Raw genomic sequence first — 19,471 nt, 5'->3', positions numbered from 1 at the left:
AAAGGGTTGGCGCGAAAGCACACGGGCTCTGCGCCACAGGGTGCTCAGGCCCGGCAATGCCTATTCCGTTGCTTCCACCGAATCCGTCGCGGCCACGCCGAGCGTGCCTTCGACCACCTCGGTGAAGGTGCGCTCCTCGCGCAGAATGAAACGCTTCGTCTGCGCAAACAGGAAATTTTCCCGGGCTTCGGCGTCGGAGCGCAGCCGCGCCCGATACGTTTCGTACGCGGCGAGGCTGTCGAACGCGATCAATCCCCAGGCGACGTCGTTGGTCCCTTCGTACGGCAGAAAGTAGCCGATCAGATGACCGCCGCAGCGCGGAATAATGCGGCCCCAGTTGCGAGCGTAGTCGTTGAAGGCTTCGCGTTGGAACGGGTCGATCTGATAGCGGATGAAGCAGGTAATCGTCATGTGCAGGCTCCCGATCGGGTGGGGGTGGTTTGAAGCAGGTGAGTAGCAGTATGAAGACTGCTCGACTGCGACGTTTCACTGCGTTCTGAACGGTCGTTGAGCGGGGGGCGGCATTTAATGGCCGTGCTCAATGGCGGTATGAAGGCCCGCTCGGATCGCAAGCGGCGCGGTGCCTCGGGGCCTACCTCTTAACTTGGTGCCGTCGTTTTTCCACTAGCCTTGCGGATCGTCAACACCGCGAGCGCCGCGCCGGCCAGCGCGCACATCGCCGATACCAGCGCCACCGCCCGCAGGGCCGGCCCGAGCGCTTCGGCTTGCGCGCGCGCCACTTCGGCTCGTGTGGCGGCGTCCGTTGCGCCTGGCGCCGCCGAGCTCGCATTCATCGTGTCCTGCGTCAACCGTGCCGACTCACGCGCCGCTTGCGGCACGTTCGACGCAGCGAGCCGCGCGTCGAGTGCCGCGTCGTGCGACCACACGAACACGATCCCGAGCACCGCGATCGCCAGCAGACTCGCCACCCGGGCGACGGCGTTATTGATGCCCGAGGCGACGCCAGTGCGTGCGGCGGATACGGATGTCATCACCGTCGTCGTCAACGGTGCGACGGTAATCGTCATGCCGAGCCCGAGCACGACCAGCGCCGGAAAGAAGCCGCGCCAATAGTCGCCGCGGACCCACGGCAGCGCGAGCATCGCAAAGCCGATCGCCGCGATCACCGGCCCGACGCCCAGCAAGGCCCGTGCGCCGTAACGGCTCGTCAGACCACCGGTGAAACGCGACAGCAGGCCGATCGTGACCGGCACCGGCAGCAGAGCGGCCCCCGCCTCGGTCGCGCTATAGCCATACGCGCGGATCAGCGTGAACGGCAGGAAGAACAGCGCACCGCCCAGCCCGAAATAGAGCAGCAGCGTGACGAGATTCGCGCCGACGAAGTCGCGCGAACGAAACACGTCGAGCGGCATCATCGGATTGCGGGCCTTCGCTTCGAGCATCACGAAGCCGGACAGCACGACGAGGCCACCGAGGATCAACGCCAGCACCCAGCGGTCGCCGAAGCCGCGCGCCGAGGCGATGGTCAGGCCGTAGGTCAGCGCGGCGAGCCCTGCGGCTGCCGTGATGGCGCCCGGCAAGTCAAGCCTCGGCAGCGCTTGCCCTTTGTGCGCGGGGTCCGGGTCCGATGGATCGTTCTCCTGCCGGCTGTCCGGCACGGCGACGATCGCCAGCGCGATGGTTGCGCACGCAATCGGTACGTTCAGAAAGAAAATCGCCCGCCACGAAAACGCATCGACGAGCCAGCCGCCCGCCACCGGCCCGACCGCCGACGTGATCGCGCCGACGCCGGCCCAGGTGCCGATCGCCTTGCCGCGCTCCTTGTCGTCGAATACCGAGCCGATGATGGAGAGACTGCTCGGCACCAGCATTGCCGCGCCGATGCCTTGCACGGCGCGCGCCGCGATCAGGGCGCCGACGCCTGGCGCCAGGCCGCAGCCGATCGAAGCCAGCGTGAACAAGCCGATTCCCGCGATGAACACGCTGCGCCGGCCGAGCTTGTCGCCGAGCGAGCCGCCCACCAGCACCAGCGCGCCGAGAAACAGCAGATATGCGTTGACGACCCACTGGATCGCCGCGACGCTCGCGCCCAGTTCGGTCTGGATCGACGGCAGCGCGACGTTGACCACGGAGCCGTCGATGAACGCCATGCTCGAACCGAGGATGGTCGCGGCGAGCGCGAGCTTTTTGCGCCGGCACGGATGATCGAAGCTGAGGGGCTGAGCGTGGATGGCCAACGCGTCGCACGGGCTCGCCTGGGCGGGGAGCGTGGAGGAAGGGCGGCGCACGAGCGCCGGGGCGTGCTGATCGGCCACGTCCACTCCAGGGTGGATGAACGGCTTTCAGCATAGCAACGCCAAGGGAGAACCGATAGGCGGTTACGGCGCCAGGCCGGCCGAGCCGCGTGAGGCGGCGCGGTCGCGGCGCTATTTGCGGAGATTTGCCCGTTCAGGCGACCTTAGGTCAAACCTGCGAGTTAAACCTGCGAGGTTAAACCAGCGAAGGCGCCTGCCGCTCTGCCTCGTCATCGGCATCCGCACCGCCGCCGTCGACGTTCGACGCGCGTCCGGCCGCCGGGTCCTGATGTAGCCGGCTTGCGTGCATCAGGCGATACAGTGTGGCCCGCGAAATGCCGAGCTCGGCCGCGGCTTCGGACAATTTGTAGCCGTGCCGCTGCAAAGCATGCTCGATGGCGTCCTTTTCGGCCTTGCTGCGGATCTCCGCCAGCGTCACGGCCGGCCCGTTGTCGGTTTCCGGCAGGCCGAGGTCGCTTGCCGTGATAAAGCGGCCCTCGCTCATCACCACGGCCCGGCGCACGCAGTTGATCAGCTCGCGCACATTGCCCGGCCACGGATAGTTCGACATGGCGACGATCGCGTCGCTCGACAGCCCGCGCAATTTACGCGCGCCGTCCTGCCGGTACATGCTGAGCGCATAGTTGGCGAGCAGCTTGATGTCACCGCCGCGCTCGCGCAAGGGCGGCTCGACGAGCCGCAGCACGCACAGGCGGTGATACAGGTCGGAGCGGAAGCGGCCGTCCTCGACGGCTTTGTCCAGATCGACGTGGGTCGCCGAAATCACCCGTACGTCGACGTTGATCGGCCCATTGCCGCCCAGCCGTTCGATGGTGCCTTCCTGCAGGAAGCGCAGCAGCACCGCCTGGCATTCGTGCGGCATATCGCCGATTTCATCCAGAAACAGGGTGCCTTCGTTAGCGCTTTCGATCCGGCCGATCTTGCGTTGCAACGCGCCGGTAAAGGCGCCGCGTTCGTGGCCGAACAATTCGGCTTGCAGCAGGCTCGGCGGAATGGCCGCGCAATTGATCGCGACGAAGGCCCGGCCGGCACGCGGCGAGCGCTCATGAATCGCACGGGCGGTCAGCTCCTTGCCAGTGCCGGATTCGCCGGCGACGAACACCGGTGCATCGGTCACGCCGCATTTGTCGATGCGCCGGTATAACTGCTGCATCGCCTCGCATTGCCCAACCATGCCGTGCCGGCCGAGCGAAGGCTCGGGGGCGGCCGGCGCGTGCCGCAGGCTCGACAGCCCATGCGCGTGGCCAAGCGCGAAGACCAGCCGCTCGTTCAGCCAGGGCCGGGTGACGAAATCGAAGCAATAATCGAGGATGAAGCGGCTGACCAGTTCGTCGTCCGACTGGCCCGGTGCGATCTGCGCGACCCAATTGGTTTCGACGCGACGCATACAGGAGGCGAGAGCGGACAAATGCTGGGACGTGCAGTCACCCGGCAATTCGACGAGGCCGACCTTGATATTGTCGCGCTCGATCATGCGTTCGGCGATTGCCGTGCTTTTGGCGTGCACAGCTTGCCAGCCGGATGCGGCCAGGAAGCTGGCCAGATCCCGATCGGGCGAGTTCGACACGTACAGAACGGTGCGTTCGGTGTCGACAGGCGTGCAAGTCGTGTTCATGTGACCCCCGGATTGTTGCTGCTCTCAGAACTGCTCTTCGACGAACTGGACAGACCGGCAATGACGAATTCACGGTAGCGGCAATGGCGGGGACGCAGAGCGGCGGCATAAACCGCGAGGTGCTACGCGTCGGACAGATAGCAGGACAGCATTTAACGGTGAGGCCGCCTGACTATTTCATCCCCGAATCACAAAAGCCGTTTTCTACCTCCATGGTCTGGCAGACGCGCTCTACGTGGCGCATTGCTTAACGATAAGCGAAAGTGCTTTCGAGCGCCATACAAACAAATCTGGATTCAGAAACGTTTTTCCCGCTTTAACGCGCCTTTTTGCGGTTCAAGAATGGTTGGTCAACCTCGGTTATGTGCGAAATCCCACATAGCGTTGCAAATCGCAGGGTGGTCGTCGTGCAACGGATGCCGCACCGTCGAATCACCGTGTCTCAAGCTTGCGACATTTTGGGCAAGGGCTGCGAGAGCTGTTTCGTGGCCCGAAGCATCGGCATATTTGACCGGGCTACGTCGCAAAGCGCGGCCGGACAGGGGCCGGCCAGGCGCGCGTCCAGGCCCGCCGACCGGTAGATCCTTCTGCAGCGCGTTGGAGGATGAACGCCGCGCGTGTCAAATCCGAATCAACGTGTGCCGTGAGGCAGGGTCCAGCGGGGTGCGCGGCAGCGAAATTCACCGTACATCAAGGGGTTGAGAGCGCATGGCACAGCCATTGCAATAGGAGCTTTACAAGCGAATGCATTGCCGCCCGCTCCGGTAGCTCGGGGAAAGCAGCCGGAGCCCGGCGGTGAACATCGTCTTCGTAAGCGCGGCCGGGGAAGCCAATGTGTCTTACGAGGGTGTGGCGGGGCCACTGAAAAACGGACGTCAAAAAAGTGGGCTGAATGGTCGGTGCGGAGTATCGGTCATTCTTCACCGGACGACGTAAAACGCTGACCTCGCCATTTTTCCGTCAGACTGGACGGACCTGGCGTTGATGGCCGAAATTAAATTGATCGCAATAGCGACAGGTACCGTGCTCGAGCACATTGCGGGCACGCGACGTACAGCACAGAGCAGGGGCGGGGCAGCGCACGGTCAGGACCAGCCGGCGCGACGATGCGGGGAGGATGGTCTTAGTCTCCATAGAGGGGCGCGCTTCACGAGGTGGACTGGGCGCCGTGCCGGCGCGATTGCGCGGGCACGGCCTACCTGGACGCAGGCTTGAAATGGCTCACCATTCGGGGGTTGTCATGAAAACGATCAGCAAGTTGGCCGCACTGCGGCTGGACCATCACACCATGGCGCACGGCGCCGTTCTCTCCTATCAGCGTCTTGTCGCACGGCCGCGTAGCTTGTTCGCCGCGCCGCCGGCCGATCTGTTCACGCTGGTGATCGCCGAGGCGATGAAACGCAAGGCTCAACCCGAGATTCAGCGCGATGCGCTGCGCGACGCGATCCATGAGATGCCGCCGTCGCCCGAACGAGGCTACGAGCGCGGTGCGGACGTCGACCCAGCCGGACCCGACGATTACATCTGAATCTCGACTGTTATCGGCGCGGCCTTGTCGGCCGGATGGCTTCAGGCCGCCGGTCGTCGTCGCCTTCGCAACTCAATTCCGCCGCTGGACCCACCCGATCACCGAAACCCGCCCGCCAGAATCGAATCCAGGCGGGCGTGGCATGATATGGACATTCGTCCGGTGTGACTGCTACGCTGCGACACCGACGGACCGGAAGCCTTCATGAAGCAGGCTTGAATAATAATTCGCATATCGAAACGAGTGTGCAATGACAAAGACCACACCTTCGCGGGAATTCGATGGTGAGGGCCGTCTCCAGGATGCCACGATCGTGGACCCGGCGGGCGCGGCGCCCGGCGCCGACGGTGGAGAGGGCGTGGCGCCGGCTGGCGGCATGCGCGAGGCGTTGGTCGAAATCCTCGCGCGCGTCGCCGCGGCGCTCATGTTGAGCATCTTTACTTACGCGGCGGTCAAGCAATGGCTCGCGGCGCCCACACGGATCACCTTGCTGCTGCTGGTGGTCAGTGCGTTCATGACCCTGGGGTTGTCGCTGTTTGCGCGGGTACCCATCCACCGTGACTGGACGCCTTTCGCTTTCATCTGCTCGGTGGGCGGCACGTTCTATTTTCTTGCGGTGCGGCTTTCGCCCGGCACCCAACTTATTCCGGAGGCGGCCGGCGCGTCGCTGCAGCTGCTGGGGATTTTGTGGCAACTGTTCGCGAAGGTGTCGCTGCGCAGGTCGTTCGGCATTTTGCCCGCCAATCGCGGGGTTGTTTCCCGCGGGGCTTACCGGTTCGTGCGTCATCCCATGTACCTGGGGTATTTCGTGACGGACGTGGGTTTTCTGCTCGCGAACTTCGGGATTCAGAACGTGATTGTCTACGGATGCCAGTTTGCGCTGCAGGTTGGACGCATCGTGCGGGAGGAGCGGCTCCTGTCCGACGACGAGCGGTATCGGACGTACAGGGGTAAGGTGCGGTTCCGGGTAATTCCGGGCGTGTTTTGACGGTGTATCGTGTAGTTTTTCTTGCGGTGCAAGCCGCAATGAGCCGCAATGAGCGGCGCTAAACGGTAAACCCCCAATCCGCCTGACTACCTCTGATCGATCCGCACGAGCGCCACATCATCCATGCAAAGCGATACAAACCCGTTCCACGACATGGCGTCGATTCTGTCCAATCCGATCCTCAACACGGATTCGTACAAGGCGTCGCACTACCTGCAGTATCCGCCGGAAGCGTCGGCGATGTTTTCATACATCGAGTCGCGCGGGGGACGCTACGACCGCACGTTGTTCTTCGGCCTGCAGATGCTGATCAAGGAGTATCTGTGCCGGCCCATCACGCCGGCCATGATCGACCAGGCGAAGGCGTTCTTCACGGCGCATGGCGAACCGTTCAACGAAGCCGGCTGGCGCTACATCGTCGAACACCATAACGGTTATCTGCCCGTGCGGATTCGCGCGGTGCCGGAAGGCTCGGTCGTGCCCACGCATAACGTTCTGGTCACGGTCGAATGCGACGATCCGGAGGTGTTCTGGCTGGCCTCGTACCTGGAAACGATGTTGCTGCGCGTGTGGTATCCGATTACGGTCGCGACGCAAAGCTGGCATCTGCGCAACACGATCCGCGCGTATCTGGAGAAGAGCAGCGACGACCTCACGCAATTGCCGTTCAAGCTGCACGATTTCGGCGCGCGCGGCGTGTCGAGTGCGGAGTCGGCGGCGATTGGCGGCTCGGCGCATCTGGTCAGTTTCATGGGTTCGGATACGGTGCTCGGTGTGGTTGCGGCAAACCACTACTACAACGAACCGATGGCGGCGTTTTCCGTGCCGGCCGCGGAGCACAGCACGATCACATCATGGGGGCGCGAGCGTGAGACCGACGCATTCCGCAACATGATCGCGAAGTTCGGCAAGCCTGGCGCGATCGTTTCGGTGGTGTCCGATTCCTACGACCTGTTCGCCGCGCTCGAGGTTTGGGGCACGACGTTGAAGCAGGCCGTGCTCGACTCCGGCGGCACGCTGGTGATCCGGCCTGATTCCGGCGATCCGCTGACGATTGTCCTGCAGACCATGCGGGCGCTCGAGGCGTCGTTCGGTTCGACGGTGAACGGCAAGGGGCGGCGCGTGCTCAACAACGTGCGCGTGATTCAGGGCGACGGCGTGAATCCGGAATCGATCGAAGCGATCCTTGCGGCCATGGATGAGGCCGGCTTTGCGGCGGACAACATCGTCTTCGGCATGGGTGGCGCGTTGTTGCAGCAGATCAACCGCGATACACAGCGCTTCGCCATGAAGTGTTCGGCCATCCGGCTTGGCGATGAATGGCATGACGTACGCAAGGACCCGGTCACGGATGCCGGCAAGCGGTCGATGAAAGGGCGGCTTACGCTGCTGGTGAATCGTCACACCGGCGAGTATCGGACAGTGACGCTGCCGGTGGCGTGGGATGGCCGCACTGTTGAAGGAGATTGGGACGAGGCGCTCGTCACGGTTTTCGATTCCGGAAAATTGCTCGTCGATGCGGCGTTTTCTGAAATCAGGAAGAGGGCTCACGCGGCTGAGGGCTAGTCGGCTGTTTGGCCCAACATGTCAGTTCACATGCCAGACCGACACGCCGCTGGCGTCAACGTCGATCCGGCAAGTGCTGCCTTCACGCAAGCGGGCATCTTCGTTCGCGATGTCGAAGCGCACCCCCGCGATATTCAGGCGGACATACCGCTCGCCGCGCCGTAACTCGACCGCGTCGACCGTGCCGGCGTAGGCGCCGTCGGATGAAATAACCACGGCGTGGGACGAGATGCGCCACATCACCCGTTGCCCGCCAGGAATCGCAAAGCCGCTATCGCCCGTCGCGATTGCGAACCCATTGCTAATCTCGACTCGCCCAGGCGCTGTCATCAAACCTTCGCCGACGTTGTGCAAGCCGAGCAACTCGGCAACCCGCATCGAAGCCGGCCGTTCGAACACCTCATCGATGGAACCCGCCTGCAGCACGCGGCCCTGTTCGACAACCAGCATTTCGTCGGCAAGCAGAGCCGCTTCGTCGGGATCGTGTGTGACGATGATCGTCACCGCCGCGATCTCGCGCTGCAACGCGCGCAGGGACTGCTGCAAACGACGCCGCCGCGGCGTATCGAGCGCCGCGAACGGCTCATCGAACAGGAGCAATTCGCTGTGACGCGTGAGTGCTCGCGCCAGCGCCACGCGTTGCCGCTGACCGAACGACAATTGATGCGGCAAGCGCGCAACCAGTTGCGCGAGACCGAGATGATCGAGCCAGTAACGCGCGCTGGCGGCGTCGGCGTCGACAGGAAACGCGAGTTGCTGCGCCACCGTCATGTGCGGGAACAGGCCGTAGTCTTGTGGCATGTAGCCGATCTGGCGGCGCTCGGGCGGCAGTGTGCTCAAGTCGGTTGTGCCGAGCCGAACGGAACAGGCTGCGTTGGATTCAAGCCCTGCAATCAGACGCAATGCGAGGGATTTGCCGGAGCCCGACGGGCCGATGATCGCAAGCCGCCGCGTGGCAGGCGCCCATGCGATGTCGAGTTCGAACGCGCCTAATCGGCGCTGCAAATGAAAGGCGAGGCGAAGGTCAGAAGTTTCGCCCCGGCTCGCCGTCGGATCCGTGCCGGGTTCCAGCGCGTCGTCGCCGTTTTCAGTTTGTTCGAGCGAGGCTTTCTGCCGAAGGCTGTAGATCGACAGCGCCGCGCAGACAATCGCAATCGCGAGCGTCGGCAGCAATAACGGCATCATCGCCGGCAGGCCCTGGCCACCGAATACGACGTACGTGTACACCGGCAGCGAATACGGGTGATAGGCCACCATCACCGTCGCGCCGAATTCGCCGAAGGCACGCAACCACGCCAGCGCGAGTCCCGCGCGAATCGCCGGCCACGCAACCGGCAACATCACGCGGAAGAATCGGCTGCCTGCATGATGGCCGAGCGTCGCGGCCACGTCGTCGAGCACGGGGTCCACGGCGGCGAACGCCGATTTCGCGGCGATGATCAGGAAGGGCGCGGCCACGAAGATTTCCGCGAGCACGATGCCGGCAAACGAATCCGTCAGCGCTCCGTTGGTGAAGCGGCCGACCCAGCTATAGGGCCCAAGCAGAAACAGCAGCAGCACGCCGCTCGTGAGTGGCGGCAAGGCAAGTGGTAACTGAACGACGAAGCCGAGCAGCGCCATCTTGCGCGAGTTCGAGCGCGCCAGCAGATAGCCGAGCGGCACGCCGCCGAGCAGAATCACGAACGAGGCCACGCTGGCGCTCGCCGCCGAGATGCCGACCGCCGACCACACCGCGCGCCAATCGACATTCGGCCAATCGGCCGCGCCGAGTTGCGGCACGCTCGCGATAAACGGCGCGCACAAATAGACGGCAAGCAGCGCGGCCAGCCATAGCAACGGCCGCGCGGCGGACCGCTTCACCGCCTGTTCCACTGCTTGTTCCACCGCCTTATTGCGCGGCGTCGATCACGGCTTGCACCGAAGGCGGCATGGCTTGCACATTGCCGGAAATGGTCGGTTTGATCACGTCCACGCCGTGTTGCTTGAGCAACGCGCGGCCTTGCGCGCTCAGCAGGAAGTCGACGAAGCTGCTGGCACCCGCATGGTTCGGTGCGTCGCTGAGAATCGTCAGCGTGTAGCTCGCTTTGGCCTGCAATTCGGGCGCTGGACGGAGCGCCGGAATTTTCAGGTCGGACGTTTCGGTCGAATAGAAGAAGCCGGCATCGAGCTGGCCGGATTGCAAACGACCCACCAGCGTTTCTTCCGGCAAAACCTGCGCGGGATTTTCCGCGTCGCCCAGCGTCTTCTCGACGAGGTCCGGCTGATGGTAGAGCTCCGCGGCCTTCGTCATCATCTCGACGGTGAATGCGCCCTTCGGATCGAGCTTCGGATCGGTGCGGCCGATGCGGATGCCCGGCTCCTGCAACACGTGATCCCAGCGCTTGCTCTTGAAGTCCGCCGCGAATTTGCTTTGCGGGTTATAGCCGATCATCAACGGCGATTCGGCAAAGTTCACGTACCACGTGACGTGATCGCCGTTCGCCTGACCCATGAGGCTGGTGTTCACCTTCGGGCTTGCGCTAATGAACACGTCGCCGCGGCGCAGCTTGCCCTTGATCTCGTTGGCGATCTTGTTCGATCCCGCCGCATAGCCGCGGAAGTGCTGGCCGGTGGCCTTTTCGAAGGCCGGTCCCACGCTGCGCTCCATCAGGTTGACGAGCGAACCGGCGTACAGCACGTTGACCGTGTCGTCCTGTGCGAAGGCGGGCACAGCCGTCACCACGCCGGCGACGACCACGAAAGATGCAAGCAGCTTGCGAACCATGCGATTAACCCCGATGCGTTATTAAGAGCGCTATATTACGACGCCATCGCGTTGCGTTGTGGGATGCTGCGCGCTCTGTGTGGTCTATGGATGTGGACACCGCCGGCGGAGTGGCCGATATGCCTGGCAATATATTGCGTATCGATGCGCTTTTGCACCGAGGCGGCCATCGCAGCGTAATATACACACGGAAATAACGGGTGGACAACCTGGTCAGGCTTCAATGCTGGAGATAACTGCGTATGGATAGTGTGAATGTGATTGCCGCGCCTGCCGTTGAAAGCGCGCTTGTCCTGAGTGGACGGTTCCAGCGGACGCTGTCTTTCGACCTCGAGCGGCTCAAGCGTTACGAAAGCGTTCTAGCCAGGCCATTCGATTTGCGTTGTTACACGACGAATCGTTTCATTCGTAGCGTTGAGCCTTACCGCGGTGTGCGTCTGACGACCCTGATCTCGGAAGCAGGTTTGCCGAACGAGGTGCCGGGCGAGTTCAAGCGGACGGTGTTCGTGGCGGTGGGGCACGATGGCTACGTTGTGACATTCTCATGGCACGAACTGTTCAACACGCCGATCGGCGAGAACGTGCTCGTTGCGTATGAATGCGACGGCCGCGCTCTCGATGCTGAAGACGGTGTGCCGATTCTGTTTTCCGGCTCGGATATTCTGCCCGCGCCACGCCACGTCAAACGGCTCGCGCGTATCGAAGCGCATGTTTTAAAACCCTTGGCGTAGGTGATTCGAATGACGGGCGTAATATGGTTCGATGTTCTTCATCGTGCTGCCGCCATGTCTGACGAACCGCTTTCGCCTGTTGCGGAACCTGCCGCGCCCAGCCCCGAACCGCTGTTCGCGTCGCTCGATGCGCGGGTTGCCGAGCGCACGGCGAAGTGGCTGGTTGCAGCCACGGACCCCGCGTCACCCGATACGCGATTGTTCGCCAAGCTGATTGCCGCGCGCGACGTGCGCGACGAACTTGTGTTGCTTGGGTTGTCGCAGCCAGCGTGGCGCGCGCTGCTGGAGCGGCACTTTGTGCGTGCCTCTGCGCCCGTGTTTGCCTCCTTGCCCGCATTGCCACCTGTCGACACCAGCGAACACGCGGCATTCGTCTCCACGCTGCACGCACTCCTGCTCACGTACGCCAGTACCGCCGTCGACACGAACGACGCTCGCTGCCTCGCCTCAATCATCGCTCACGCATGCTTGCGGCCGGATCACCTATGGCGTGACCTCGGTCTTGCGGGCCGGGAAGAAGTCACATGGATGCTGACGCGCTATTTCCCCACGCTCGTGTTGCTGAATGTCGAGAATCTGCGCTGGAAGAAATTCCTCGCTCAGCAACGCGCGTTTTCCTTAGGGCTTCAGCCCGGCCCGGCACCCGGTTGTCCGGGCTGCGAAGACTATGGGCATTGCTTTCCCGACCGCCGATGAAGGCCATTCAGCCAGGATGGCAGCGCGAGACGGTTCGTGTATGCTTTCGCGCATGGCTGATACCGCGAAAACCAAACCAAGCCCCGCGACAAAATCCGCGAAACCACGCCCCGAAGTGCGCTTCAGAATGCGCATCCGCAGCGGCGACGCTGTCGCGCTCGGACCGGGCAAAGTCGAACTGCTGGAAGCCGTGCGCGAATACGGCTCGATCTCGGCTGCGGCGCGCAGCCTCGGCATGTCGTACCGGCGCGCCTGGCTGCTGATCGACGAACTGAATCGCTCGCTCAAAACGCCGGCCACGCACTCGGAGCAGGGCGGTCAAAGCGGCGGCGGTTGCACGCTGACGCCGGTCGGCGAACGCATCATTCATCTGTACCGCGATGTCGAAGATGAGGCCCAGCGAAGCTGCGCGAAACAGATCGCCGAGTTGACCCGGCTGATTCGTTCCTGAGCACGGCCCCTCGTACTCGCCGCTCAGCCGTGGCGCAGGCAAAACGCCGAGGGCGGTTGATGGCCCAACTGGGCAAGATGCTCGGGGCGCAGCCGGTCCACCAATTCCACAAAGCTGGCCACGCTTGCCGTGCGCAACGGGTGATAGTCGATCTGATGGCGCTCGCACACGCGCTTGAGCGTATTCATCGAATCATGATCGACGCAGTCGACCGGAAACACGACGATATCGGCACCCGGCAACGCGGCGGCAAGCAGACCTTTGCGATCTTCCACACCGCCGTCGTGCACCACGAAATCGCCACCGGCGGCCTCCACCAGCCGCTTGAGCGCGGCGTTCGAGCTTGGGCGGCCGCCCACATAGACAATCCGTTTGCCGCGCACGCTGTCGAGGCTGGCTTGCCGCGTCTGCGCGCCATGGCTGCTTTCCGCTGAATTCACCGTCGCGCGTTCCAGCGCGTCGCATTCGTTTTGCACCAACAGGAGCTGCGCCAACGCCTCATCGCGGCTCTTGCGCAATGCGAGTGCCGCGCCTTGCTCCTGCAGCACACGCTGTTCAGCGGCCTCACGGCGGCTCGTATGCAACGCCACCCGTTGGTCGCTGTCGGCGAGCTTGTCGCGCAGCCTTGATATCTCCACTTCGAGATCGGAAGGATCCGTCGGCGTCTGGCGTGTGGCGAGGGCGGTGAGTTGCGCGATCTGCTCGTTGAGCGCGGCGATCGCTGCGTCGCGCTGCGTGCTGAGTTCCTGCAAGCGGCTTTGTTGCCGCTCGACTTTCTCTTTCAACTCGGCGTTTTCCGCTTCGAGCGCAACCAGCCTGCGGATGTCCGCGCGATTCGCCGCACCGACCAGATGCGACAGCATGTGCAATTCACCGAACGCTTTCTGGCGCACATGCAGAGTCGCGCACGGATGCGTCATCAGGGCCCAGTAAGCCGGCGGGATCTCACCGCTTTTCAGTGCTTCGTCCCAGAGCTTCAGCAGCTCGACATCGTCGGCGGCTTTGTCGAAACGGCGGATCGCCACCGCATAGTGCTCGTCGAGCAACTTGTGCAGGGCTTTGGCGCCCGCGCCGCCATCGATCGCGAGTTCGACTGCCGAGTGATGAATCTCCAGATCGCTCGCGTCCCGGCGATCGAGGCCGGTAAATTTAGGCACCAGCTTGCGCAGTTCGTGCGTGCTGAGACAGGTGCCGATGATCGAGCAATGCAACTGGCCATCGAGCTCGGCGAGGCGGGCGCGCCGTTTGGTGTTCGAGAACGACTCCTTGGCGGGCGTGCAGCACGGATCGGCTACGCGCAAGCCGGTGCCGGCAAGCTCGTCGCCGGACAGTTTGAGACGCGAAGGCTGGGCGAGACGAAACGGCGGCGTGTGCATGAGGACCTCGAATCCGGATCTGGCGTCAGGCTGACTGAACGTGCGTGCTGGACATCCGCGCCATGCAGGCGCTGCTGTTGATATCGGCGATATATTCGAAAAGATATAGCGATCGGTGAAAGAAAACGTTCATATGCGGCAATGACGAATTAGTCGTTCGGGTGGACGAGCGTCCGCTCAGCGCGTGATTTGCGCTGCGTGATCGTGGCTGAAGCGGTGACAGAAGCAGTGGCGGCACCGGCGGCGGGAACTGCCGCGGTGGTGCGGCCGGCGGCGCGACGGGTGCCGGCCGGCGCTGCGCCGCCGGCTGCCCGTGCATGCTGATCCAGAACATGCCCGACGCACAGACCGATAAACGCGGTATCGAGCCGTTCGAGTTCCGCCACCACCTTGCGTAATGCGGCCAGGTCGTTGCTGAACGCATCCGAGAAGATCGCGTCGCGAAGTTGCTCGGCTGAGCGCGCCTCTTCGATCGATGCTTTCAGATCGCGCAGACGGGCAAAAGCCGTCGCCTTGGCCTGTTCGGCCAGGATCGACAGCAACTGGTTCAATGAGTGCGAGCCCGATGTGCCCACCGACGCGAAGTTCAACTGGTCGCCCGTCAGCATCAGCACGAAGCGCTGCACGCTGCCGTAAAGGCGCCGGTAAGCGTCGACGACATCCCGAATCAGTTCGGCGCGGCCACGTTCGGACGCCGATTTCACCGCGACGATGGTCGACGGAAGTCCTTTCGGGCGGCGTCCCGCCGGGTCGGGCGACGGGGATCGCAATGTGGGTCGCGATGTGGATCGACTAGGCACTGCTGCTGGCTCCTGCTTGCTTGTTTTGCTTGGTCGTACGCGATTGGCGGGCGGGTCGCTGCGCTGCACAAAAGCATACCGTGATATTCGACAGGATATAACGAAAGGCGGCGTGAGGGTAGCCGCGGCGTTTTTACCGGGTGGGCGTCGCCGACCCGGCGGCCCCATTTTCCGATATCGTGTGCAGCGTGCGCGCTCAGGCGCGCGCTCCTTTCCGGGCCGTTTCCACCACCGGCTGACCGGGTAACGCATAAACACAAGAAAATGAGCCATCCCAACACCGAACTGATCGAGCGGTTTTACACCGCGTTCCAGCAACGCGACGCGGAAACGATGGCTGGCTGCTATGCCGACGATGTGGTCTTCAGCGATCCGGCCTTTGGCGAGCTGCGTGGCGAAGAGGCCCGCGACATGTGGCGCATGCTGGTGTCGCGCGCGCAGGACTTCTCGCTGACGTTCGACGGCGTCGAAGCTGACGAGCTCAGCGGCCGCGCCCACTGGGTGGCCCGTTACACGTTCAGTCAGACGGGCCGCACGGTGGTGAACAGCATCGACGCCCGCTTCGTGTTCCGCGACGGCCGTATCGTCGAACATCGCGATACCTTCGACCTTTGGCGTTGGGCCCGTCAGGCTTTAGGATTCAAGGGCCTGCTGCTCGGCTGGACACCGTTCGTACAGGGCGCGATCAGGGCGCAGGCGAGAAAAGGCCTCGACCTCTATCGACGCCGGCAGCGCAGCGCTTAACGGGTGAGCCCCGGGGCCGACCAGGGGGCATCCCGGCGCATACCCCAGTCTTGCTATGAACCGGCCAGTTGATGCAGTATTTCGTGATATCGACAAGCGGGGAGTTCTATGCCGGTAGTGGATGCGTCATGGGAAGCGTGGCTGAGCAGCAACGTAGCGCGCGGTTGCAGCATCGACTCGATGATCGACGCGATGGTGCAAGCCGGCTTCGCCACGGAAGCCGCGCGCGCGGAAGTGCGCAAAGCGTTCGGCATGAGCCCGGCCGACGCAGGAGCCGCCCCGGCGGCCGTAGCGACCGAGGCTGCTCTCGTCAAAACCTCGCCGCAAACCTACCAATACGACGAGTCGCCCGTTGCACGCGGCAATGTGATCCGTGCGCACGATCGCGACGTCCGCGTGTTGATGCGCTGCGAGCGGCCCCAGGTGATCGTGTTCGGGGATGTGCTTTCGCCCGACGAATGCGACGAGATGATCGAGCGTTCGCGTCATCGATTGAAACGCTCAACCACGGTCAATCCCGCCACCGGCAAGGAAGACGTGATCCGCAACCGTACCAGCGAAGGCATCTGGTATCAGCGCGGGGAAGACGCGTTCATCGAAAAGATGGACCGCCGCATCTCGAGCCTGATGAACTGGCCGGTTGAAAACGGCGAGGGGCTGCAGATTCTGCATTACGGCACGACCGGCGAATATCGCCCGCACTTCGATTATTTCCCGCCCGATCAGCCCGGCAGCGCGGTGCACACCGCCCAGGGCGGCCAGCGCGTGTCGACTCTGGTGATCTATCTGAACGACGTGCCCGACGGCGGCGAAACGATCTTCCCGGAAGCGGGCATGTCAGTCGCGGCGGTCAAGGGTGGGGCGGTGTATTTCCGCTATATGAACGGCCAGCGTCAACTCGATCCCCTGACCTTGCACGGCGGCGCGCCGGTGCTCGGCGGCGACAAATGGATCATGACGAAGTGGATGCGCGAGCGCGCGTACGGCTGAGACGCGCTATTCGGCTGCGTGCGGTGCGGCGGCTTTTCCCGGATCACCGGCTGCTAACAGTTGCTTCAATGCGCTGCGCGCGCCGACACAGCCCATGCGCATGATCATCAGGCCGATCGCCGCGCCTGCCACGTGGTCGAGCATCGGCATGCCCGCGATGCTGCCGGCCACTCCCAATGTCGCGACCAGTGCCGACACTGCATCCATTCGTGCGTGCCAGGCACTTGCCAGCAGAATCGCCGAGCCGGTGCGCTGGCCTTCGGCACGCAGGTAGCGGAACAGCATTTCCTTGGCGATCGTGACGAAGCCGCTGACGGCGAGCGCGCCGACTTGCATCGTCGTGTTGCCGCTCAACGTGGCGGTTTGGCCGATGCTGTGCCAGAGCATTTGGGCTGCCGTAACAATCAGCAGGACGGCGATGAAGAGGGATGCCAAGGCTTGAGTGGTGCTGCCGTCCCCTTCACGCGGCGTTGCGTTCAGGTGTTTCGAACTGAGGTACAGCACGATCAGCACGACGCCGTCTGCGGCCAGGTCGCTCAAGGTGTGGACACCGTCCGCGACCAGCCCGTCCGAATGCGCAGTCAGGCCGATGGCAATCTGCAGCGCCATGAGAAAGGCGTTGAGCAGCGCACTGGTGGAGGCGGCTTTAAGCAAGGCGGCCGCCTTGTGTGGTGCGGCTGTGGCTGTCGCGCACGGTAGGCTGTGGCATCGGGTCGGGACGGGTTATGTTGTCGCCGAAAAGTACCCGTCGAACGTGGCGCGCAGATGACAGTGTTGCAACGGCTGCCGGCGATCAGGAGCAGTTCGTCCGCCCGGACGTAGGCGAACAGGGCGCCCGGCCTGCGCGCGTGCTATGTCAATAGGCGGTCCCGTCAGCAGCCGCCCGCGCTCCGCTTAAGCCGTCTTGTAAACGTCCGGGTTGTGCACTTCCATATAACGCTCCGGCGTTGCCAATCCCTTAAAGCCGTGCGGTTCGTAGACGTGGTGAGCGTCTGTCGTCACCAGCACAATTCTGCGCAAACCGGTCAGCGACGGGCTGCCGAATACATGCTTCATCAACGCCGACGCGTATCCCTTGCCACGGTACGCCGGCAGCACGAATACATCGCACAGGTAGGCGAATGTTGCCTGGTCCGTGATCAGGCGGGCAAACGCGATCTGCCTGCCTTCGACATACGCGCCGAAACATAGCGCCCCGCTATCGCCCGGTCGAACGTCTCACGCGGCATGCCCTTCGCCCACGCCGTTTCCTGCGACAGAAACGCGTAGACCATCTCTATGTCGAGGTCGGCCTTGCTGCTCGAAATCGTCAAATCGTTCGCTTGCACTGCGCGTCCCCGCTGGTTCTGATCAAGCAATCAAAGGATGCGGTGCCGGTTGGGCACTGCGCCGCTGCTTCAACTCCGCTTCAAACCTTTTCATCCTTCCGGCCCGCTGCGAGCTCAGCCCTTCGCCGGATCTTCGGTGCCGCGCGAACCGCCGCCAATACTCTGTCCGGCGTCGCGCGCGAGGCCCAGGTAGCCGGTCACGGACACCAGCGTCAGCACGCCGGCAAACAGGAACGCGAGGCGGAAATCGTCCAGGGTGAATACACGGCCGGTCGTCTCGCCGTTGAAGAACGCTGCTGCGCGCAGCGAGACGGCGCCGAAGGCGATGCCCAAACCGATCGTCATCTGCGCGGCGGCGCTCCATAGCGTGCTTGCCGCGCTCATCTGCGGCTGTGCGACGTCGGCGTAGGCGAGGGTGGCAAGCGTCGAAAATTGCATCGAGCGCGCTACGCCGTAGATGAACACGACGAACAGCACTAGCGCGAGCGGCACGTTCGGCGTCAACAGCCCGCAGGCAATGATGAAAACGCCGGCCACCACCACGTCGATAATCGACACCATGCGGAAGCCGTAGCGTTGCAGAATGCGCGTGGTCAGCGCCTTCATGCCGAGATTGCCGAGCGCGCTCGCGAGCAGCAACAGGCCCGACTTGAACGCCGACAACCCGAAACCGACCTGAAACAGCAGCGGCATCAGATACGGCACCGCGCCAATGCCGATCCGCGTGAACGAGCCGGTTACCACCGTCACGGAGAAGGTCGGGATTTTCAGCGTGGAGACGTCGATCAGCGGATGCGGGTGACGCTTCGCATGCTGGAACGCCACCACGCCCATCAGCAATCCGCCCAGGATAAACGCGCCCGCCACCCAGGGATTTTCGCCGGGCTGGCTCGCCAGTTCAGCGCCGTACAGAATCGCCGTGAGCGTTGTGGCGCTCAGCAGGAGGCCGACGACGTCGAGCGGCTTGCGTTCGGTGCCGCGCAGGTTCGGCACCAGCGCGAGTGCAACGGCCATCGCTGCCAGACCGAACGGCACGTTCAGCAGGAAGATCCAGCGCCATGACGCATAGGTGGTGATGAAGCCGCCGACCGGCGGCCCAACCACCGGCGCGGCAATGGCCGGCCAGGTGATGGTCGAGATCGCCTGCATCATCCGGCTCTTTTCCGTGCTGCGGACGACGATCAAACGGCCCACCGGCACCATCATCGCGCCACCCATGCCTTGCAGCAGCCGCGCGGCGGTAAATTCGGTCACGTTCTGCGACAAGCCGCACAACACCGAAGCCACCGTGAATACGCCGATCGCGCTGAAGAACACCGTGCGCGAACCGCAGCGGTCGGCAACCCAACCGCTCACCGGGATGAAAATCGCCAGCGCCAGCATGTAGGCCGTCATGCCGAGACTCAGGCTGTTCGGCCCGACGCCGAACGAGTGCGCCATCTGCGGCAAAGCAGTGGCGATCACCGTGGTGTCGAGATACTCCATAAAGAAGGTGGCCGCGACGATGTACGGCAGCCAGCCGACATGTGAATTACGTGTGTCGCCGGTCATGGCGCCGTCCTCGACACGTAGCTGCTGCGGGTGGATTCGATGACGCGTTTGGCGTCCTTAGCGTGCC

Annotated in this window: 17 protein-coding genes and 1 pseudogene; 8 read left to right on the top strand and 10 right to left on the bottom strand. The window is 63.5% G+C overall.

Going from position 1 to position 19,471, the window contains the following annotated elements:
* Positions 1-60: 60 nt before the first annotated feature.
* From BM438_RS18160 to BM438_RS18150, 3 genes are all read right to left on the bottom strand, one after another.
* Complete coding sequence (locus BM438_RS18160; protein WP_093635818.1) at positions 61-411, bottom strand: NIPSNAP family protein; 351 nt, start codon at positions 409-411, stop codon at positions 61-63.
* Positions 412-599: 188 nt separating this feature from the next.
* The gene (locus BM438_RS18155) at positions 600-2,276 is read right to left on the bottom strand and encodes an MFS transporter (protein WP_093635816.1); all 1,677 of its coding nucleotides are present in this window, start codon (positions 2,274-2,276) and stop codon (positions 600-602) included.
* Between the two features lie 175 nt (positions 2,277-2,451).
* Positions 2,452-3,891 (bottom strand): sigma-54-dependent transcriptional regulator, encoded by a 1,440-nt coding sequence (locus tag BM438_RS18150; protein WP_093635814.1) that lies wholly within the window; start codon positions 3,889-3,891, stop codon positions 2,452-2,454.
* A 1,240-nt stretch (positions 3,892-5,131) separates the two neighbouring features.
* Between BM438_RS18150 and BM438_RS18145 the strand changes: the two genes are divergently transcribed.
* From BM438_RS18145 to BM438_RS18135, 3 genes are all read left to right on the top strand, one after another.
* The gene (locus BM438_RS18145; RefSeq protein WP_408282070.1) at positions 5,132-5,419 is read left to right on the top strand and encodes a hypothetical protein; all 288 of its coding nucleotides are present in this window, start codon (positions 5,132-5,134) and stop codon (positions 5,417-5,419) included.
* A 376-nt stretch (positions 5,420-5,795) separates the two neighbouring features.
* Positions 5,796-6,407, top strand: a complete 612-nt coding sequence (locus tag BM438_RS18140) for a methyltransferase family protein (RefSeq protein WP_167378418.1) — start codon at positions 5,796-5,798, stop codon at positions 6,405-6,407.
* Positions 6,408-6,530: 123 nt separating this feature from the next.
* Positions 6,531-7,973, top strand: coding sequence for a nicotinate phosphoribosyltransferase (locus BM438_RS18135; protein ID WP_093635810.1), 1,443 nt, complete (start codon positions 6,531-6,533; stop codon positions 7,971-7,973).
* Positions 7,974-7,994: 21 nt separating this feature from the next.
* On the opposite strand, the gene BM438_RS18130 is transcribed toward BM438_RS18135, so the two are convergent.
* Together BM438_RS18130 and BM438_RS18125 are read right to left on the bottom strand one after the other, a co-directional pair.
* Positions 7,995-9,833: an ABC transporter ATP-binding protein/permease gene (locus BM438_RS18130; protein ID WP_093636145.1), complete on the bottom strand. Its 1,839-nt coding sequence runs from the start codon at positions 9,831-9,833 to the stop codon at positions 7,995-7,997.
* Between the two features lie 28 nt (positions 9,834-9,861).
* Positions 9,862-10,737, bottom strand: coding sequence for an extracellular solute-binding protein (locus tag BM438_RS18125; RefSeq protein WP_093635808.1), 876 nt, complete (start codon positions 10,735-10,737; stop codon positions 9,862-9,864).
* A gap of 242 nt (positions 10,738-10,979) precedes the next feature.
* On the opposite strand from BM438_RS18125, the gene BM438_RS18120 reads away from it, so the two are divergent.
* The 3 genes from BM438_RS18120 (at position 10,980) to BM438_RS18110 (ending at position 12,615) form a co-directional block, all read left to right on the top strand.
* On the top strand, positions 10,980-11,468 hold the full coding sequence (locus tag BM438_RS18120; RefSeq protein ID WP_093635806.1) for a molybdopterin-dependent oxidoreductase: 489 nt from the start codon (positions 10,980-10,982) through the stop codon (positions 11,466-11,468).
* A gap of 54 nt (positions 11,469-11,522) precedes the next feature.
* Positions 11,523-12,164 (top strand): nitrogen fixation protein NifQ, encoded by a 642-nt coding sequence (locus tag BM438_RS18115; RefSeq protein WP_093636143.1) that lies wholly within the window; start codon positions 11,523-11,525, stop codon positions 12,162-12,164.
* A gap of 127 nt (positions 12,165-12,291) precedes the next feature.
* Entirely contained in the window at positions 12,292-12,615 is a 324-nt protein-coding gene (locus BM438_RS18110) for a winged helix-turn-helix domain-containing protein (protein ID WP_093636141.1), read from the top strand.
* Positions 12,616-12,638: 23 nt separating this feature from the next.
* Here BM438_RS18110 and BM438_RS18105 read toward each other — a convergent pair whose 3' ends face one another.
* Positions 12,639-13,991 (bottom strand): DUF2325 domain-containing protein, encoded by a 1,353-nt coding sequence (locus BM438_RS18105; protein ID WP_093635804.1) that lies wholly within the window; start codon positions 13,989-13,991, stop codon positions 12,639-12,641.
* A 149-nt stretch (positions 13,992-14,140) separates the two neighbouring features.
* Entirely contained in the window at positions 14,141-14,761 is a 621-nt protein-coding gene (locus BM438_RS18100; protein ID WP_244179392.1) for a hypothetical protein, read from the bottom strand.
* A gap of 294 nt (positions 14,762-15,055) precedes the next feature.
* Here BM438_RS18100 and BM438_RS18095 point away from each other — a divergent pair, with 294 nt between their 5' ends.
* Positions 15,056-15,535: a nuclear transport factor 2 family protein gene (locus tag BM438_RS18095; protein ID WP_093635801.1), complete on the top strand. Its 480-nt coding sequence runs from the start codon at positions 15,056-15,058 to the stop codon at positions 15,533-15,535.
* A 108-nt stretch (positions 15,536-15,643) separates the two neighbouring features.
* Positions 15,644-16,525, top strand: a complete 882-nt coding sequence (locus BM438_RS18090; RefSeq protein WP_093635799.1) for a 2OG-Fe(II) oxygenase — start codon at positions 15,644-15,646, stop codon at positions 16,523-16,525.
* 6 nt (positions 16,526-16,531) lie between these two features.
* On the opposite strand, the gene BM438_RS18085 is transcribed toward BM438_RS18090, so the two are convergent.
* The 3 genes and pseudogenes from BM438_RS18085 to BM438_RS18075 all read right to left on the bottom strand — a co-directional run bounded on the left by BM438_RS18085 (position 16,532) and on the right by BM438_RS18075 (position 19,404).
* Positions 16,532-17,179 (bottom strand): cation diffusion facilitator family transporter, encoded by a 648-nt coding sequence (locus BM438_RS18085; protein ID WP_093635796.1) that lies wholly within the window; start codon positions 17,177-17,179, stop codon positions 16,532-16,534.
* A 240-nt stretch (positions 17,180-17,419) separates the two neighbouring features.
* Positions 17,420-17,853, bottom strand: a pseudogene (locus BM438_RS18080) (GNAT family N-acetyltransferase).
* 114 nt (positions 17,854-17,967) lie between these two features.
* Complete coding sequence (locus tag BM438_RS18075) at positions 17,968-19,404, bottom strand: DHA2 family efflux MFS transporter permease subunit (protein ID WP_093635794.1); 1,437 nt, start codon at positions 19,402-19,404, stop codon at positions 17,968-17,970.
* Between the last annotated feature and the right edge of the window lie 67 nt (positions 19,405-19,471).

Source organism: Paraburkholderia aspalathi (genome assembly GCF_900116445.1).
GTDB lineage: Bacteria > Pseudomonadota > Gammaproteobacteria > Burkholderiales > Burkholderiaceae > Paraburkholderia > Paraburkholderia aspalathi.
Note: the sequence above shows the minus strand (reverse complement) of the source record. Positions and strands in the feature narration are given on the sequence as shown.